This window comes from Pseudomonas sp. NPDC087639 (assembly GCF_044743385.1).
Classification (GTDB): domain Bacteria; phylum Pseudomonadota; class Gammaproteobacteria; order Pseudomonadales; family Pseudomonadaceae; genus Aquipseudomonas.
The window spans coordinates 73,606-92,776 of record NZ_JBIUWI010000013.1 but is presented as its reverse complement, the minus strand read 5'-3'; the positions used below and the strand labels follow the sequence as shown (position 1 = coordinate 92,776).

Here is a 19,171-nt window from a genome sequence, read left to right as displayed (position 1 = left end):
CAAATCAACGATTCGAAACACCAAACCGTCGAGCCACCAAAAACCCGATGGTACAAGCCACAGCGGTGGCAAACGTCCCCCACGCCCAATCCATTAAAGACACTTGCGCCGACCACCCACGCAACGTCGCCCAATTGGTCAGGTCATAGGTGCCATACGCCACCAGCCCCAACAACGCACCCATTTTCGCCGCGCGCTGCCAACTCAGCGCCGGCAACACCACCAACAGCACACACCCGAAAACGTACAGGCAATAAAAAACCGCTGCGGGAATCAGCAGCGGTTTTTCAAGCATCAGCGGACCGAGCAGTTCGCGATAGGTCGGCGCCATCAACAGGCCGAGCCAGACGCCGTCGAGCAAAAGAAACGTCACCAGGGTGGCGACATAGGCAATCAACGATTTTTTCATTTACCCGACCTTAAGTGAGCCCATACAAGATGGGCCACGCCAGGCTCAGGTTAGTTCAATGCGATCGGCGTGAATGACGATCTTGCCTTCCTTGTACAGCGAACCGATGGCCTTCTTGAAGTTGCCCTTGCTGACACCAAAAAGGCTGCTGATTAGTGCCGGATCGCTCTTGTCGCTGACCGGCAGCGAGCCATCGTTCTCGCGCAGCTTGGCGAGAATCTTCGAGTTCAGGCTGCTGGCCGCTTCCTGACCAACCGGTTGCAGGCTCAGGCTGATCTTGCCGTCGGCGCGCACTTCCTTGATGAAGCCTTTCTCGATCATGCCGGCGCGCATGAACTTGAAGATTTCGTTCTTGTGGATCAAACCCCAGTGCTTGTTGTTGATGATCGCCTTGAAGCCCATGTCGGTGGCTTCGGCAACCAGCAGGTCAACTTCCTGGCCCTGGCTGTAGTTGGCCGGGGTTTTGTCGAGGTAACGATCCAGACGTGCGGTCGCGGTGATACGGCGGGTGTGCTTGTCGAGGTAGACGTGCACCACGCAGTACTCGCCGGCGGTCATCTGACGTTTCTCTTCGGAATACGGCAGCAACAGATCCTTCGGCAGGCCCCAATCAAGGAACACCCCGATGCTGTTGACTTCAACAACTTTCAGACTGGCAAATTCACCGACCTGAACTTTTGGTTTTTCAGTGGTGGCGAGAAGTTTGTCTTCGCTGTCCAGATAAATAAAAACATTGAGCCAGTCTTCATCTTCGCTGGGAATATCTTTGGGGATATAACGGTTGGGCAAAAGAATCTCGCCGTCAGCACCGCCGTCCAGATATAAACCGAAGTTAGTGTGTTTAACCACTTGCAAACTGTTGTAACGCCCGACTAAAGCCATTTTCCAGAACCCTCATTGCGTGGGCGGCATTCTACCCGTTTTTGCCCCCTGCGTTGACTGGCAGATTCCTGGCTTCAGCGAAATAGGCGCAAAGCCTTGATTTTCCGTGGACGCGCACGTGACGGTTGCCGCTCGTCAGTCCGCTGTGACGCATTGCGGCAGCCCCTCACAGCACCGAAAAATATAAATGATCTTATTTAAAACAGCAGGTTAGCCGGTTATTTCGAAAATTGAATCGAGAATAATCCACCATGGAGGTTGGTTATTCCCGGGGATATTTACCAAGCAATTGTCAAGTTATTACTGTACGATGCCTGGCCGAGTTACTTTTCTACAGGTTAATGGCCGCCATGCGTGTAAAAGCATCCACCAGCAAAGCAAAGCCAGCTCCAGCCGTTGAAACCAGCGAATCGATCAACGATCAGATCGCCGCGTTCCTCAAGTCCGGCGGCGAGATTCAGCAAATTGCCAAAGGCGTCAGCGGCCAGACGTTCGGCCCGTCCAAGCAGATCAGCCTGGGCAAGAAGTAACACCCGGTAATACACCCGTCCATATGCGCTTTGAGCTTCGAAGCGCCTGGACTGGCACCGCAAAATCCCCCTCCGCTTTAAATAAATCACTCACCCATTCTTTGCAAATCGACGAACGGCCATCAATGCCGCGCATTCGCCGGTATCCTTGCACGCGTCTAGATCAAGCGTTTCAGCAGGCTTGCCGCCCTGCGCTCGCTGTTAATGGAGTGACGCATGCGCAAAACATCCTGTTTATCGCTCGTAGGCCTGCTGGCTTGCACGACTGCGCACGCGCAGATTTTCCAGCGTGAACTGGGCGACTTCGACCTCAAACTCGGCACCACGCCCAGCCGCAGCATGGCGCAAGGACTGGTCAAACCGGCGTCCACCGGCTCGTTTCATGGCGGACTAGACCTCAGTCATGACAGTGGCCTGTATGTCGGCCAGTACGCGCCGAGCATGGGCATTACGCCGGGCAAGAACCTCGAAATCGACTCCTACTTCGGTTTTAAACAACCCTTCGATCAAGCCCTCGGCTACGAAGTGGGGATGATCCACTACAGCTATCCCAAAGTGGACACCCTCGACAGCCAGGAGTTGTTCGGTGGTCTGACCCTGCTCGGCAGCCGATTCGGCATTGCCTTGAGCAACGATCCGGATAAACAGAACAACACGCTGTTTGCCGATCTGCGCGGCAATCAACCCTTCGGCATTGGCGTGAGCATGAAGTACACCACTCACCAACTAAACACTCCGGTGGCGGTAGACGGTGGTTATGTCAGCAGTTTCAACGATTGGTCGGTGAAGTTTTCCCGGCCGGTCATGGGCGTCAATCTCGACCTGATCTACAGCAATTCCAGCCTCAGTGGCAGCGATTGCTCGGCCTACTCCGGGCACAACAGCGAGTGCGACGGCCTCGTCACACTCAAAGCCGAGCGCGCGTTCTATTGATCGGCTGAACTGCCGGGTTCATTCTGCGTTCACATAAGAATCAGACCCCAAGGCTGGCCATCGCAAGGATTCGCCCATGTCTCGCTGGTTCAAACACATTGTTGCCCTGCTGATATTCACCCTCGCCCTCGGCGCCTGTAGCCGCGTAGGCCTGGCCTATCGCAATCTCGACGTGATCATTCCGTGGACGCTCAGCGACTACCTGGACATGAACGGCGAGCAGAAAGGCTGGTTCAACGAACGCCTTCAGGAACACCTGAGTTGGCACTGCACCACGCAATTGCCGGGCTATCTCGACTGGCTCGACCGCTTGCAAACGATGGTCGAGACCAACCAGGTGACTGACGCCGCACTTGCGGCGCGCACCGAGGAAGCCAAAAAAGCCATTGCTGAAACCGCGCGGGAGATCACCCCGTCCGCTATCGAGTTGCTGCAAGGGCTGGATGACAAACAAGTCGCCGAGATGAACGACGCATTTGCCAAGGATCTGCGCAAGCGCCAGCAGGAATACCTGAAACCGCCGCTGACCCAGCAGATCGCCGAACGCAGTGCGCGCATGGTCAAACGCCTCAACGATTGGCTGGGACCGTTGAGCACCACGCAAGAACAGCGGGTCATGGCCTGGTCGACGACGCTGGGCGACCAGAACACTCAGTGGATCGCTAATCGTGCCCATTGGCAGCAACAGTTCAGCGCAGCCGTCGCTCAGCGCAAGAGTCCGGAGTTCCCACAACGAATCGAGACACTTCTGGTCAATCGCGAGCGTTTATGGACGGCGGATTACCGCAAGGCATTTGCTGACACCGAGGCGCAGGGACGATCGCTGGCGGTTGATTTGATGGCGGAGAGTACACCGCAGCAACGTCAGCGGTTGTTGAAGAAGATCGAAGGCGTGCGTAAAGACTTCAACGACCTCAAATGCCTCAAAGCGGCGCAAAAAACCTGAACAAAACGAAGATCAATGTGGGAGCGAGCCTGCTCGCGAATGCGGTGCATCAGTTACTTCAAATGTCACTGACAGACCGTATTCGCGAGCAGGCTCGCTCCCACATGGGGATATCTTTGAACTCAGGCAATCTGCGCCTTTGAAGCCACTTCATCAAACGTCGCCTCAGCCAGCGCATCCTCCTGCTCATCCAGCACTTGGCGTGGATGATCGTTGCCGGGAATGCTGCTGTCGATCAGGCTCAGCAGGCTGGAACCGCGCGGCGTCAGCACGAAATTGCTTCCTGTGGCGCCCTCTTCATCTGGACGCGGTGCGATGTAGCCACGCAAGAGCAGCAACCTTTCATAATCGCTGGCCAGCGTTTTCAGGCCATCCAGATTCTCGATCGGCTCGCCCGCGCTGGCTTTCTCCGCCGCGTAGTCCTCCGCGTATTTCCGAGGAGCGAAACTTTTGCCTGCACTGTTCTGCACTTCATGCAGCAAGCGCTCAATCAAATCCCAGTTGTAAGTCGTCATCCTGATTCAACCTCCGGTGCGCGTAATTAATGGCGCTGTCAAAGGTTGTGACCCGAGCGTGCCGCAGCCGTTCAGCCGCATTTCTCGCCCCGACCGACCGGCGGTCTGTCGAATTCCCTGCCGGTTAAACGACTAGTCTGAAACAGACGGTTTCAACCCCGCAGGAGAAATCATCATGAACGTCGAGAATCATCCGGTGGTGTCGCGCGAAGAATGGCTCGCCGCCCGTAGGCAACACCTCGATCACGAAAAAGCCTTCACCAGGGAGCGCGACCGCCTCAGCGCCGAACGTCGCGCATTGCCTTGGGTGAGAATCGACAAGGACTACCACTTTCAAGGCCCGGACGGCGAATTGAAACTGGCTGACCTGTTCGGCAAGAACAGCCAATTGGTCGTCTACCACTTCATGTTCGCCAAGGATTGGGAGGAAGGCTGCCCAGGGTGCTCGTTTCTCAGCGACCATATCGACGGCGCCAACCAGCATCTGGCGCATCATGATATTTCGGTGGTAGCTGTTTCCCATGCACCGTTCAACGAGTTTCAGGACTTTAAACGGCGTATGGGCTGGAAGTTTGACTGGGTATCGTCGGAAGGTTGCGATTTCAATTACGACTTTGGCGTGTGCAGCCGGGCCAAAGACGCCGAAGCAGGAAAGGCTACGTACAACTACGAAAAAACCGACAGCGCCGAGGAAGAAATGCCGGGGCTGACCGTGTTTTATCGGAATGATAAAGGTGGGATTTTCCACACTTACTCAACGTATGCCCGTGGGCTGGACATGTTGGTGGGCGCCTACAACTACCTCGATCTGACGCCCAAGGGCAGGAATGAAGACGAGATCATGGAGTGGGTGCGGCATCATGATCGGTATGAAGGGGAAAAGGTTTCAAGTTGCTGCAACCAGAGATAATCAGCAAATCAAAGGAAAAGCAGCGGCCGGCAATACCGCCCGCTGCATCCTGGATGCCTGGACTACGCATCACCGTTTAATAGTTGAACTTTGTTTTGACTTGTTCGCCTTCGCGATAAGACAGGACAAAGGATGTCCATGGTTCGCCGCGAGCGACCGCATTCTCGTGTAATTTTTCTACAAGCGCATAGATTTTCGAGTTATTGAAATCAGTTTCAGCGTCCCAAATTTCTGAGCCATTTTTTTCCACAGCGAGGTCGGTCTCCATATAGTTCCCCCCCCACTCAACGCTATATCGAAAGGCGTCGTAACCGTGAACAATTCCGGTCTCTACCAGCTCAAAAATTGACTTAACGAGTTCGAAGTCTTCTGTAATCACTCTATTACCTCCGGAATTTGATGAGGTTCATTTTTAAAAGTCACGGTTTTGGGTTTACCGTCAATAACGTACGTCAATACTAACGAATCAGGTCGCACTGAGCCGGGATCAGCACGCTCAAACCTGACCGTAGTAGGCCCTACAGTTCGGGCAGGATCATCAAGGGCTTCCTTCACTCTGTTTTCATAGAACACTTTGTAGGCTGAATTGTTGAAATTCTTGTCCTGAGGAAAAAGATTGTATTTATCGCATGTCCCGCCATTGCTACACGCCTGAACATGCCCGCCCACGTCAGTGTCACGGCCTTCTTTACCAGCCTCCGTCTGCCTGGAATCCCGAGGCACCTTCTCTTTGGTCGGAGTGAACGTCAGCTCTTCTACCATACCCTTACTGTTGGTCGTGAAGGTATTGCCATTATCTAGCTCATACCGGGTGTTGGGGCTTCTGGCAGCAGGGTTGTTAAGCAGTTCATATTCATGACTGCCTTTGACAGATTTGGCAGTCTCGACCTTCACCACGGCCTCGACATGAGGCTTCGCCCCGTCGCCATGCCCAGAAGCTACAGGTGGTTTGCTCGTCGGCCCGTCTACCCATCCTTTGCCCGGCGTATCACCAAACTCTTTTGCCCAGTCAGGATGCTTCGAATCGATCGTAATTGGATCAGAGACTTTCCCGCCGGTAGTCCCTTTGCCACCGACGACACTGAAGACCTTGCCCGTGACGCTACCTGCCATGTTGGTTGCGGTGCCCAAGGCAATGTTCAGTAGCGTCGCAGCGCCTCGAACATAGGCGTCACCGCCATCACGAGAGTTTGCACCTAACTCAAACATTTTCTTGAGGCGGTTATCGTTTTCCACCAGGCCGTCCTTGGCCTCACCGCTTAGTTCACTGGCCAGGGTTTTAGCCAGGTTATCTTTCATCGCCTCAATTTTGTCGCCGAACAACTTGTTGATCAGAACATTGCCTGCAAGACCGATAGCAGCTTTTGCCGGCCCCATGGCCGCCTGGATACCCAACGCCAGCAACTGGGCCTGCTCTTTGGGGAGACCGTCCAGATAAGTCTGCAACTTGTCAGCGCGCAATAACAGCACAGCCCCCGGAGTACCCGGTGCCGTGCTTCCCAACCAAGTCTGTAGATTTTTTTTGTCAGTATCACGGTAATGAACCGAATCCCAATTATTCGGTGCGCTATCACCCTTGGCACACTCTCCCGACGCTTCGCAGGCCGCTTGCGCCGAAGAAAATGCGGCAAATACCTTCGCGTATTCTTTGATTGCAACGATGTCTTCCTTTTTCAGGTTATTGACATCGCCCGGATCCCTGCCATTTCGAACCAGATTTTTGGCGATGTCCAAGGCTAGATCGTCACCCAGCCTTTCGCGCGCCGAAGCAGGTACGTCATCCAGCGATACCCGCTGTGCCTGAAGATTGGTCCAGGCCTGGCCAACCACGTTGACCGGGCCGGTAATCAGGCTGAGCGCAGCCTCAAACGAACCTTGTGTAGCGTCGCCGTAGTTCTCTATTTTTTCTGCCCAGGCCTTCAAGGTACCGGAAGGATCCGCCACAGCCTCAAGCGAGGATTTGCTCACGTACAGATCTGTACGTGACTCCTTGTCCTTGGTTATTTCGTAGCCCTTGTCGACATCACGGTTCAACCCGACAGTCGAATCCTTACCGGTCTCGGCGTCCTGACGCACCACAACTTCGCCGGCCCCGACGGTTCCTCGTACGATCTGTTCGCGATCCTTGTCGTACTTCCAGCCGCTGACGCTCCAGCCGCTCTCGCCTTCCTTGCCTTTGCCTGTCTGGCTGGCATCCTGGGCTCCACTGCCTTTACCCGCCGTGTAGCTACCGCCGACGTTCAGGTAGTAGCCGTGTTCCTTATCCGAGCCGGCAATGTCACTAAAGCCCAGCGTGCCGGTATCCAGTTTCAGATTGCCGTTGTCGGCAGCGATCAGCACACCGTCCAGTTGGGTGTGATTTTCGGTGCGGATATCAACCTTGTTTTTGCCAGTAATGGTGGTTTGCTGTTCGATCCAGTTGGTCTTGCCTGTCGTCTGGCCGTACCCGACCGAACCACTGACACCTGCACCCGGACCAATAGTGGCGGTGACGCTGATATCGAACTCTTTGCCTTTTACCTTTCCAGTGTCGGCTACCGAAGAGACATTGAGATCCCCGCCCACGCGACCATTGACCTCATCGCCACGCAACGTGGCGCCGGCGATATTGGTGTCCTTGCCACTGGTGAAGCCCAGCCGGTCTCCGGCGTAGAGGTAGGCCTCCTGCTGGCGCTCGCCCTCGCGTTCCAGATTACCTTTGCCCATGCTGACACTGGCGTAGACGCCAACACCCTCGGAACCAAAGACCAGTCCCACTTCACCGCCACCGTTATGCCGGTTGCTTTCGCTGTTGCTGTCGTTCTGAGCCGAGCGGATATTGAGATCGTTGAAGGCGTTGAGTTCGATATCACGGCGAGCAGTGACTTGAGTGCCGATCAGATTCAGATCGTGGTCAGCTTGCAGATTGACATCCCGGCCAGCCCCCAGTTGAGTCGGCGTAGAAGTGCCATGCGAGCCGTCTTCAGTGGCAACTCCGTAGCTGCCACCGATGCCGATCTTGAAGCCGCCACTGGTGCCGCCATGGATGCCGCCCCAGCTTTCACGCTGTGTGCTGTCCTGGCTGACACTGCCCTTGGCAACATCGAAAGTGACGTCACGCCCGACGACGTTGATGTCGCGTCCGGCCAGGAATTTCGAACCTTTTACCGTTACATCATTCTTGGCATTCAGGTTCAGATCGTTGCCTGCATTCAACGTCGACGATCGGCTGCTCTGCTCGATGGTTTGCTGACTGCTGCTCTGTTTGCTGTTACCGAACTTGACGTCGGCTGTCGGCCCGGAGAGGAACTGACTGATGCCGTCCACTGCTTTAAGGGTACTTGAGCCTTTGCTGACATTGTCCTCGCCTTTACCCGCACCGTTGACCGCGTCTTTCGTCTGACCATAGTTGTGGTCGATTCGAACGCCCAGGCCGTTGCGCTCGCTTTCGCGCTGTTGTTCTACCAACAGGGTTTCGCGCCCGGCATCGATGTTGATGTTGCGCCCGGCATTCAGGTCGATATCGTTATTGGCTTGCAGATCCGAGCCGATCTGGTTGATATCACGCATGGCGTTGATGGCCAGATCCTGTCCCGCACTGATCTGGCTGGCAGCACCGGTCTTCTGTTCCAGACGATTCTTTTCCTTAAGACCCTCTGCACCGGCAAAGATGCTAACGCCGTTGTCATCGCTGGAAATGCCGATACCCGCACGCTTGGACTTCGACCATGCTTGCTCGGCACGCTCATCGGAAGCAGCCATCACGTTGACGTCACGACCAGCGTCCATGTTGACATGGCGTCCTGCATCGATACCGCTACCCAGTACATTGATATCGCGCTCGGCACTGAGAATCGTGTCTCGCCCCGCCACCACCATGCTGCCCACACTGGTGCTGCCCTGCCCCTGCCGCCCCGCTTCTTTGGCTGAAGAAAGGGACAGGAAACCACCCGACACCGAAAGACCGGTTTTCTTTTTGTAGGCTTCACTGCGGCTGTAGTCAGTGTCGTTGGCCGAAATCAGATTGATGTCACCCGTGTCGTCCACCAGACCAGAGCGGAACTCAACGTCGTTACCCGCCGCTGCAGTGCTGGCCTGCAAGAGAAAGTCCTTACCCGAGGCGACAACGATGTCATTGCCCGCTTCCAACTCGCTGGCGATCTGGGTGGTGCTGCTGTTGACCGTAGTTTTGCCACTTTTGGAAAGACCGAAAGATCCCTTCTTGGTGGTCTTGCTGAAATCACTGTGTTCGTCAGTCGCCGAGAGCACCGAGATATCGTTCATCGCCCCCAGAACCAGATTGTTTCCGGCTTTCAGCTGACTGCCGATCACGGTGACATCGTGCCCTCCCTCCAGAGAAACACCGCCCTTGTCCGACAGGCTGGCGTTGACGGTCAGGTTGCGTCCGGCCTCGATCACCGAGGCGACATTGGTGCTGTCGTAGCTTTCCTTCTGGGTCGTCTTGCGGCGACCGGATGAGCCTTTGCTTTTCTTGAGGTAGGACGAAGCATCCTCGTCCTTGGCCGAGGTCACGAGCAGATCCCGCCCGGCATCGATATCGACGTCACCAGCACCTTCAATCCGGCTGGCGACAATTTCCATGTTATTACCGGCGCTCAGGGAAACATTGCCGCCACTTTGCACCGTCGTGGAAATCTGGGTGATTTTGTCCGTTGAAGTGGTGACCTTTTTGCTCTTGTTGTAGGTGTGCTGCTCGTTCGCTGCCGAGGAAAGGGTCAAGTCACCGGTGGCCGCCATCGTAATGTCGCGTTGGGCAGCTATCTGGCTTGCAATGGCGGTGATATCACGACCGGCATTGACTTTCAGATTACCTCCCACGTCCACGACTGCACCGTTCTGCACCACCGTGCTGGTGCGCGAATGCGATCCGATACTCAGACCGTCATGCTGCTCAAGGGCCGTGATATTGACGTCACGCCCAGCCTTGATCGTCGTATCGCCAATGCTCTTGATCTCGCTACCGAGGTTGCTGACATCTCTTCCCGCAGTCAGGCTCAGATTGTTTGCCGCTTCTATTCTGGCGGCGGTATCGAGATAGCTGCGTTGCAGCGTCGTGCCGCCGAAGGTGGTCTGGCTCTGGATGACGTTGCGTTCGTTGATCAGATCACCCTGGGTGGCGGTGATGCTGACATCGCGACCGGAAATGATCCCGCCTGCAGCATTGATCAGATCATTTGTCGCCAGCAGATCCAGACGATTGCCCGCCTCAATCAGTCCACTGTTGACCAGGTTGTTCCCCGCAATGGCCGAAAGGTTGTTGGTTGCCTGCAACGTGCCGACGTTGTTCAGATCCTGTCCGGCAATCAAGTTGATGTCGTTACCGGCAATCAATGCACCATTGGGTGCCAGCCGATTGTTGGCCTGTGCCAGATAAAGCACAGGGACAAGCACGGACTCTCCGTTCAACTCATGCTTTTCTAACCACACGATGTCATGGGTCAGCGCTGTCACCTGTTCGGCCGACAGGCTGACGCCCAGTGCCAGATTGAGTTGATCCTTGCTCTTGATGGCGTTGTCCATCAAGTATTTGAACAGTTTCTCGTCCGATGTCTGGCCATCGATAAAGCGTTGCCCGGTGCGGGCGACAACGGCTTGCTGAATCAATCGCTGCTCGTACAGACCGTCGCCCAGACGTTTGGCGCTGATATCAGGGTCGTAGCCGAGATTGGCCAGCAAGTAATCCGAGCTCATGAACTGCTTGAGGTCTGTCAGCACCGGATTGGTTTCAATCAGGTATTTGTGCGGATTGCTGCGCACACTGGTATCTGGCAAACCTTGCACCCGGGTCAGGTTCTGCGCCCTGAAAGGCGAATCGGCGGCTGTCATCGAACGCTTGGGAATGGCTGTCTGAGTAACGCTGTTGTCGGTCATTGCCGCGCTGAGTTTTGAGGCGGCGGCGTCGACATCGAAGCCTTGGCCGACCCGAGCAATCGTAAGGCTGCTTGCCGCAGTTGAAGCGGCATCCACTGCCTTGATCGCAGTCACCGGTCTGGCGGGAAATCCTTGTTCGTGTTTACCAACGCTGATCGTCGCGCTGCCCATGCGCAAATCCGGTCCGGTGTTACCCGCCACCGTCGACGTTTGGCCGCTCAGGCGAAACAGACCGTTCTGGCCTTGCGGCAAGGTGAATCCCGAGAGAGTTAACGGGTTGACTTGTTGCTGTGCCAGATCCGGTGGCAAATGGGACTGTACGTTAATGACCGTTACCGACGGAGCGCCAGGCAGGGTGGATTCATACGTACGGCCGTTCTTCAGAGAAACCGGCTGGCCTGCTCGTTCGACGCTGTTGGTCAGGTTTTTCGTGGCATTGATTGTCAGACTGCCGCCCGCCTGAACGACGGCGGTAGCATCACCTGCCACACCAGGGCCGGTGATGGTCTTGGTGTCGAAGAACGCGACGTTCTGCACCGCCGCCGGGAGCGGCGCCGGGTTGGCCTTGTTATAGGCCGGCGCTGGCGAATAATTGCGGAATTGTTCCGGGCCACTCGAGCTTGTGTAATGTTTCCAGCCGAAATAGATATTTGTGTGTTGGCTCCCCCCGGTTGCGACAGACACTCTAGGTGTCACCACTGACTCGTTCCAGTTCACATCCCAAGAGCGAAACGCTGCCAATTGCTTGCCAACCGGCCCTTTGTAGGAAGGATCATTGACCGCGTTGTATTCCATGAACGAGCGCCACAGCTGGATGATTGCCTTGTCTTTGCGGACCTCCGGCAGCGCAAAGGACTTGAGTGTGGAGTAAGTTCCCAGCGTCGCGCCGGCGTTGGTGAAGTTGGAAAGATTGGCGGTCAGGTTCGCACCGGCGGTGATCACCGATGCCGAGTTGGTCAGGTTCCCACCCGAGATGTCGAGATTGCGACCCGCAGAGATATTGGCCGCGGCCGAGTCGGCTTCGACCTTGGTTTCGTAGTTCTCCATCAAAACCATATGGCCGGACTGATTGCCAGTCTGGCGCAGGCCGATCGCCCCTGAAGTCAGTTGGGAAGTCACCTTGAAGAAATCCTTGCGGTTCTCCAGGGTGGAGGCCCTTAGCAACATGTCGCCCGAACTCTGGATATTTCCAGAAATGTTTTCCAGGCGATTGGCCCAGTTACCGGCGTCGTCCCTGGCGACAGTCAGGTTATCCATGCTGTAGACGTCGCCATATTTATTGACCAGATCATTGGTCAGCAGGGACATGGCTGTGCCACTGAACAGCAACCCGTGATCGTTTAAAACGTTGCCGGCATTGAGCCGCAAGTTCTGATTGCTGGCCACGGTGCCGTAGTTGTTCACCCCGCCTGCATTGATGGTCAGCCCACCCGCCGAACTGATTCGACCCTGATTACCGAGCACTCCACCGACGCTGAGTGTGGTGGCGTCCCCGCCGGCAAGACTGGCAGCTGCAGTCAGATTCACTTGCCCGGCACCGAGGGCAAAAGTGCCCTTGCTACTGGCTCGACCGTTGCCGCTGTACATGCCGCCAAGGGTCAATCCAAGGCTGCCATCACTGGCAATGAGCCCATCGTTGTTCCAGTTTCCACCACTGCCGATAAAGCTGTCGGAGGCCAGCAGTTGACCACCCGCTGTCTGATTGAGCGTGTTGACGTTGACCGTCAGACGCCCGGCCTGGATCACGCCACTGTTGGTCCAGCTGTCGGCAGCCAGTGTCAGGCCACCACGGGTGAGCAGATCACCGCCCGCCTGCGTGAGGTTGGCCATGCTGATATCAAATGTACCGGTTCCCGCGTGCAATACATGGCCGCCCGCATTCTGGAAGTTGCCGGCATTGAGTGTCAGGTCATAGTTCGCAGTTTCGAGACGACCATTGCGGTTGTCGAAAAGCCCACCAATCTGGAACTCGGTTTTGCCTGTTTTACCCAACGCCCGCAATTGTCCGCCCTGGTTGTTCAGGCTCGCGGCACTGACCTTCAACTGGCCATCGCTTTCGATAACACCAAGACGATTATCCAGCGCGCCGGTCAGGCTGAAATCGACTTGCCGGCCTGCTACCTGGCCGGTATTGAGGAAATCGTTGGCCGAAATGCGAACAGCGCCCTGACCATAAAGCCCACCGTTACGGTTGTCGAAATTGCCAGTGGTGATGGAGATGTCATTATTCTGCGCGGAAACGCGGCCACCGTTGTTATCCAGACTGGCGCTGGTGAAACTCAGGCGTTGCGCCTGAATGATGCCGCCCTGGCGGTTCTGACTCAGGTCGTAACCATTGCGCAGGGCGCCTGTGGTCTGTACTTCAAGAGTGCCAGCAAGACTGGCGAGCGTCCCTCCACGGTTATCCACGGAGGTGGCGCCCAGGGTGACATCGCCCGACTGGGCAATGATCTTGCCGCGCTGGTTGTCGAGGTTCCCGCTCACATCGAGCACAAGACCCTTTTCGCTCTGCACCGCGCCGTCGGCGTTCTCAAGACTGGCCGCCTTGAGTTGCAAACCGGCCTTCTGGCTGTAAATCAGCCCCCCATTACCGTTCTGCACACCACCGTCGGCGCGGATATCCAGCGCCTGTGCGGCAGCAACAGTGCCTCGATTACGGTTGTCCAGGCCGCCGGTCAACAGGGTCAACAAGTTCTGGCTTGCCAGTTGCCCTCCCTGATTGTCGACTTGACTGGCCCCACGGATCAGCAAGTCGCCTGCGCTGGCCAATTTGCCTTGGGTATTGGTCAACACCCCAAGCAGACTCAGGGTCAGCGCATCCTTGCCGATCAAGGTTCCGGAGGTGTTATCCAGCGTTGCAGTGGTGATATCAATCGCCCCACCAGCGCCGATCGTCCCGCCGACGTTATCCACGGCCTGGGACTGCAGGCTCAGTGTCGTCGCACTGTTGATCAGGCCGCCTTGGCCATTGCGCAGCGCTGCGCCGATCGTGAGGACCTGCCCTGCGCCACTCGACACAATGCCCTTGTCCCGATTGTCGAGAGTGTTGGCTGCAACCGTCAGCGCCTGGTGGCTGACCAGCGCGCCCCCGGCACTGTTGAGCAGAGCATTGGCGACCTGCACATCAACATTGCCATCGCGACTGGAGAGCGTGCCGTTGTTACGGTTATCCAAGTCATCTGCAGCAACGCCAAGACCCCGCCATCCCGATAACAGGCCTCCCTGGTTGATCAGACTGTCAGCTGTCAGTTGAAGGGTGTCACTGCTGATCAGTTTACCGCTGCCGTTATCGAGGACTCGTGCACCCAACTGCAGATTTTGACTGCTGGAGATTTCTCCGCCCTGGTTATTGAGGTCACGCAGGTGCTTGATGCTCAGCTTGCCCGTCGTCGTGATCAAACCTGCCGCGTTGTTCAGATCGGCAGCCACACTGCCCAGATCGATGCCGATGGCAGTGCCCAGCAACGTCCCTTGCTGGTTGTCCAGACCGTTACTCATAAGGGTGAGGTTGCCGTCAGCAGTGATCAGCCCTTTGCTGCGATTGATGAGTAATCCATCAACACCCAGCGTCAAGTCGCTGCGACTGGAAAGCGTACCACCCTCGTTGTCCAGCATGGCCGCATGCCCGCTCAACGACTGAGCTGCGATCAGCCCTTTGGCGTTGTTCACCACCTGCTCAATGCGCAAGATCAGACCTTGCTGGCTGAGGATCTTGCCGTTGTCGTTGTCCAGGCTTTCAGCATTCAGAGCAAAACCCTGCACACTGGAAATCTCACCGTCGCGGTTATCGACAGCTTTCAGATTTTTCAACATGAGCAATGGGCCGTTGATCAGCCCGCGGCGGTTATCCAGTTGACCACCGTTCAGATCCAGAGTGACCGATGCTTCACTGAACAGCTTGCCCCCTTGCTGATCGAGGCCGCTGGCATTGACATTCAAGTCACCGCTGCTGGTGATGCGTCCACCCGCGTTATTGCTCAGTTGCTCTGCGCGAATATCGAGCGTTGAGGTACTACTGACGTTGCCTGCATTGCTGTTGTTGAAATCGCCAGTGCCAATCACCATCGCAGCCTTGCTGCTGAGCGTGCCGTCATGACTGTTATCGACGCGACCCGCCTGCAACTTCAAGGCGCCGTCGGTCACAATCTCGCCGGCCTGATTGTCCAGCCCCAGCGATGTACTGACTGCCAGATTACGAGCGCTGGTCAGGATGCCGAGTCGGTTACTCAGGCTGGCCGCGCTCACCGTCAACAGTCCTTCGCTGCTCAGTTCTCCCTGTCCGTTATCAAGATTGCCGAGAAGTTGCACATCGAGATTCTGCTGGCTACTCAAGCTGCCACCGGTATTGGTCAACGTAGTACCCAACAGGCTCAGCCCTGTCTGTGCTGACATGTGACCTTTGTTGCGGTTGAGCACTTCATCTACCGTCAGGTGCAGCCAGCCCGAGGCGGATATCTGGCCTGAGTCGCTGTTGTCCAGCGTCTGCCCCGTCAGTTCGAGGGAGCCGTTGCTGGTAATTTCCCCGCCCCGGTTGTCCAGCGCACCAATGTTCAGGACGCCACCGGCAACCCCACCCAACAGGCCTGCCTTCTGGTTGTGCAAAGTACCCGCATCCAGCTTGAGCATGCCCAAGGCGGTCAACGAACCGCTCTGATTACTAACACCAATAAAACGCCCAGTGAGGTCGTCCTTGCTGGACACTTTGCCGTTGTCATTATTGAGCTGCTGCGCTGTCAGTCGTGTGTAACCATCGCCAACGACCGAACCGTTGCGGTTAACAAACTCATCATCAACGTCAACATTCAGCTCACCACGGCTGCTCAACAAGCCATCGCTGTTGTCCAGGCTCGCGCTGTGCTGGTTCAAGGCAGAAGCGGAAATCAGACCTTTGGCATTCACCAGTGCCTGCTCGATCCGTAACGTCAGAGCCTGATTGCTGATGAGTTTGCCGTTGCTGTTATCCAGGCTCGCGGCGTTGAGGGTAAACCCTTGGGCACTGGAGATCTCACCGGTGTGGTTATCCACCGTCGCAAGGTTTTTCAGCACGAGCAAAGGGGCGTTGATCAGCCCCTGATTGTTCAACCGGCCCTGATTGAGGTCCAGACTCAACGAATGCTTGCTGAACATCTGCCCACCTTGCTGATCCAGCCCAGTCACACTGGCGATCAAGGCGTTATCGCTGGCGATGCGGCTGTCCAGCCCATTGCTGACCTGTCCGGCCACCAGGTCCAGTCGGTCGTTGCTGATCAAGCGACCACCCAGCGTGTTATCGAGATCGCCGGTGACCAGCTTCACATTCGCCCGGGAACTGATTTCACCCGCACGGTTATCGAGACTCGCACTGTTGATCGACACGCCAGACTCGGAGGTCAGCACACCCTCCTGATTAATCAGTGCTGCGCCAGAATTGAGTACCAGCGACCCGGCACTGGCCAACTTGCCTCGGGTGTTGTCGAGTTCAGCGCTCAGGTCAATGTTTACACTTTGCTGTCCCAGAAGCTGACCCTGGGTGTTATCCAGATGCTGGCCCTTGATGAGCAAGGCGCCTTTACCACGCAGTAACCCTTGAGCCTGGTTGATGACGCGCGCGACCTGAAGCCCGAGATCCGAACCCGCGAGGACTTTGCCCTGGTTACTGTTATCCAGTTGGATGCCGGACACATCAATATTCGCGCCGGCAGAAATTTCGCCACCCCGATTGTCGAGCACATCGACATTGAGCTTCAGCGCTTTTGTCGCCCCGATCAGACCACCTGACTGATTATCCAGATAAGTCCCGAAAAGGCTGAGATTACCCAACGCCATCAACTTCCCGGATTGCTGACTCAAACGGTCTGCGTGCGCCGTCAGATCGGCGCTGCTGGAAATCCGCCCGCCAGCGTTATCCAGTGTTTTCACTTTGAGGTACAAGGGGCCGACGGCTCCCAGTACACCTTGCTGATTGTTGAGCAGTGTTCCCTGAAAATCGAGTGCCCCCTGAGCATTGACAAGGCCTTGCTGGCGGTTGTCCAACTGGTCGACCCGCAACTGCAGATCACCGCCAGCCGTGAGCCTGGCGCCACGGTTGTCCAGCGTGGTGCTGGTCAAGGCCACCCGCTGTTTACCGGTCAGACTGCCACCGCGGTTGTCAACGTCGACGGCCTGCAGTTGCAGCGTATTGCCGGCGCTGATCAGCCCGTTGTTACGGTTGTCCAACACTCTGTTAACCCGTAAATCCAGGGCGGACTCACTGAGGATCTTGCCGGCGTTGCTGTTGTCCAGGCTGTCGGCATTGATCTGCAAACCACCTCCCGCACCCAGTACGCCAAGATGGTTGGTCAGGTCGTTCTTCACTGTCAGGGTCAACTTATCGGTACCTGTCATCAGGCCGGACGTGTTGTCCACTCGGTTTGCGTCCACTCGGGAAACACCGGCGCTGGACACTTCACCCGAATGATTGTCCAGCGACTGCTCCAGGGTCAGGTGAAGATCGCTGTCACTGGTGACGACACCATCCCGGTTGTTGAGGCTCAGGGCGTTGATGTCGAGCGTGTCGGCGAGAATCACCCCACGCGCATTGTTCACCCGGCCGGCATTCAGTTTCAGGTGGGCGCTACTCTGCACCTTGCCACCATCGCTGTTGTCCAGGGTACCGGCGCTAATGACGGCGGTTCGCCCGCTGAGCGTGCCGCCCTGGTTGCTCAGGGTTTGCGCGGTGTTGACGGTCAGATTGCGGCTGGCGGTGAGGCTGTTGCCGGTGTTGTCGAGGTTCTGTGCCGTGAGGCTCAGGTCGCCGCTGGCATTGCGGCTGCCGTCGACGTTGACGCCGGCTTCGATGGCGCCGGCGTTGGTCAGTTGGCCACCCGCGCTGAGGCTGATGCTGTCGCGAGCCGCGAGGGTCTGGCGGTTGGTCAGGTTGCCCTGGGTTTGTATGTTGAGCACGGTGCCGGCGTAAACCGGGCCGCGTGCATCAAGGCTCGCGGCTTTGACGTTGACCGAGCCGGTGGCCGAGGTGTCGATCAGACTCAGTTGTCCATTGGCGTCGAGCTGGATATCGCCGCCGCTGGCAATCAGCTTGCCGTCAAGTTTCACCCCGACCCCAGCCTCGGTGCCAACCAGTTTGATCGCCCCAGCGTACATGCCGCCCAGCGCCGAAGAATCGATCGCCAGTTGCGGCTTGCTGCTGCCGTCGTCGGCCCGCGCCGTGGCATTAAGGGTTTGTGCGTTGACGTCGTTGCGCCCGGCGACAATCGTCAGGTTCTGCGCCTGCAGTTGCGCGTTGATCTTTGCGCTACGGGTGATGATTTCGAAACGGTCAACGTTGGTCGCGTTGAGTCCCGCGCCTTCAATAGCGACGCTGCCCTGATCAACTTGAAAGCGATCCAGCCGACCGTTGTCGAGCACCGGTTTACCGGTGGTCAAGGTCACCCGTGGCGAGTTGATAAAACCGCAACCGTTGCAGGTAATGCCATACGGGTTGGCGACGATCACCCGCGCCGACTGCCCCGCCACCTCGGTGTAACCGCGCAACTGGCTCGGGTTGCCGCTGATGACTTCGTTGAGGATCGCTTGCGCCGAACCGCTGTTTTTCAGGTTCGGGTTGCCGATGATATGGCCACCCAATTGCGTGGCGGTGGTCTGAGTCGATCCGTTATTGAGAATGATGCCCTGCGCACCGACGTTGTAATCATGGAACTGGTTGTGCGACAGCCCGCTGCCATTGGGTGTGGCGATATTGATGATCGGCACGCCGTTGCCGGCGCGATCCAGCGAGGTATTGGGGTTGGCCACCACAATGCCGTCGGCCTGCGCCCACATCGGTTGCCAGAACATCACGTTTGCCAACAGGAACGCCAGGCCGCGTTTCGGCATGCCCAGGAAACACTCGCGGGTTTTCAAGGCAGCAGAAGGTTGACGAGCAAGCAAGGCGAACTGACGAACATCCATGTTGAAGATCTCTATGCAACGGGCAAGGTGAAGCGAGGCAATCGACAGACAAAGCGATTTCCGCCCGGTCAGAAAACGCCGGGAGAGTGCGAGCATCGAAAGGAGATAAATGTGCGCTGCATTCAGAACACTGAGAGCGTTGCGAAAATATTTGCAGGGCAGCCGCAATAAGCTTTTCCGATCCCTCGAAATCACACGCCGATGTCAATTTGATGGCGCAATGGTAGATTGCCATCATCCTGACGTCAA

9 protein-coding genes are annotated in these 19,171 nt (G+C 56.6%); 4 read left to right on the top strand and 5 right to left on the bottom strand.

Translation table 11 applies throughout. The annotated features are described in order from the left end of the window. Positions 1 to 4: 4 nt before the first annotated feature. The gene (locus ACIOVB_RS08405; protein ID WP_187681254.1) at positions 5 to 409 is read right to left on the bottom strand and encodes a DUF2177 family protein; all 405 of its coding nucleotides are present in this window, start codon (positions 407 to 409) and stop codon (positions 5 to 7) included. A 45-nt stretch (positions 410 to 454) separates the two neighbouring features. After that, complete coding sequence (locus tag ACIOVB_RS08400) at positions 455 to 1,291, bottom strand: S1 RNA-binding domain-containing protein (RefSeq protein WP_187681255.1); 837 nt, start codon at positions 1,289 to 1,291, stop codon at positions 455 to 457. Positions 1,292 to 1,632: 341 nt separating this feature from the next. Here ACIOVB_RS08400 and ACIOVB_RS08395 point away from each other — a divergent pair, with 341 nt between their 5' ends. From ACIOVB_RS08395 to ACIOVB_RS08385, 3 genes are all read left to right on the top strand, one after another. Then, on the top strand, positions 1,633 to 1,821 hold the full coding sequence (locus tag ACIOVB_RS08395) for a hypothetical protein (RefSeq protein ID WP_016985943.1): 189 nt from the start codon (positions 1,633 to 1,635) through the stop codon (positions 1,819 to 1,821). A 216-nt stretch (positions 1,822 to 2,037) separates the two neighbouring features. Then, complete coding sequence (locus ACIOVB_RS08390; RefSeq protein ID WP_401266619.1) at positions 2,038 to 2,754, top strand: TorF family putative porin; 717 nt, start codon at positions 2,038 to 2,040, stop codon at positions 2,752 to 2,754. Between the two features lie 76 nt (positions 2,755 to 2,830). After that, entirely contained in the window at positions 2,831 to 3,700 is an 870-nt protein-coding gene (locus ACIOVB_RS08385; RefSeq protein WP_401266617.1) for a DUF6279 family lipoprotein, read from the top strand. Between the two features lie 122 nt (positions 3,701 to 3,822). Here the strand turns inward: ACIOVB_RS08385 and ACIOVB_RS08380 are convergent, their stop codons facing one another. Beyond that, positions 3,823 to 4,215, bottom strand: coding sequence for a transcriptional regulator (locus tag ACIOVB_RS08380; RefSeq protein WP_401266616.1), 393 nt, complete (start codon positions 4,213 to 4,215; stop codon positions 3,823 to 3,825). 175 nt (positions 4,216 to 4,390) lie between these two features. Here ACIOVB_RS08380 and ACIOVB_RS08375 point away from each other — a divergent pair, with 175 nt between their 5' ends. After that, positions 4,391 to 5,125: a DUF899 domain-containing protein gene (locus tag ACIOVB_RS08375; protein ID WP_401266613.1), complete on the top strand. Its 735-nt coding sequence runs from the start codon at positions 4,391 to 4,393 to the stop codon at positions 5,123 to 5,125. Positions 5,126 to 5,201: 76 nt separating this feature from the next. Here ACIOVB_RS08375 and ACIOVB_RS08370 read toward each other — a convergent pair whose 3' ends face one another. Together ACIOVB_RS08370 and ACIOVB_RS08365 are read right to left on the bottom strand one after the other, a co-directional pair. Next, positions 5,202 to 5,504 (bottom strand): hypothetical protein, encoded by a 303-nt coding sequence (locus ACIOVB_RS08370; RefSeq protein WP_401266612.1) that lies wholly within the window; start codon positions 5,502 to 5,504, stop codon positions 5,202 to 5,204. Next, positions 5,501 to 18,922 carry a hemagglutinin repeat-containing protein gene (locus tag ACIOVB_RS08365; RefSeq protein ID WP_401266609.1) on the bottom strand — a complete coding sequence of 4,474 codons (13,422 nt, stop codon included), beginning with the start codon at positions 18,920 to 18,922 and terminating at the stop codon, positions 5,501 to 5,503. The genes ACIOVB_RS08370 and ACIOVB_RS08365 overlap by 4 nt, the downstream gene beginning before the upstream one ends. Between the last annotated feature and the right edge of the window lie 249 nt (positions 18,923 to 19,171).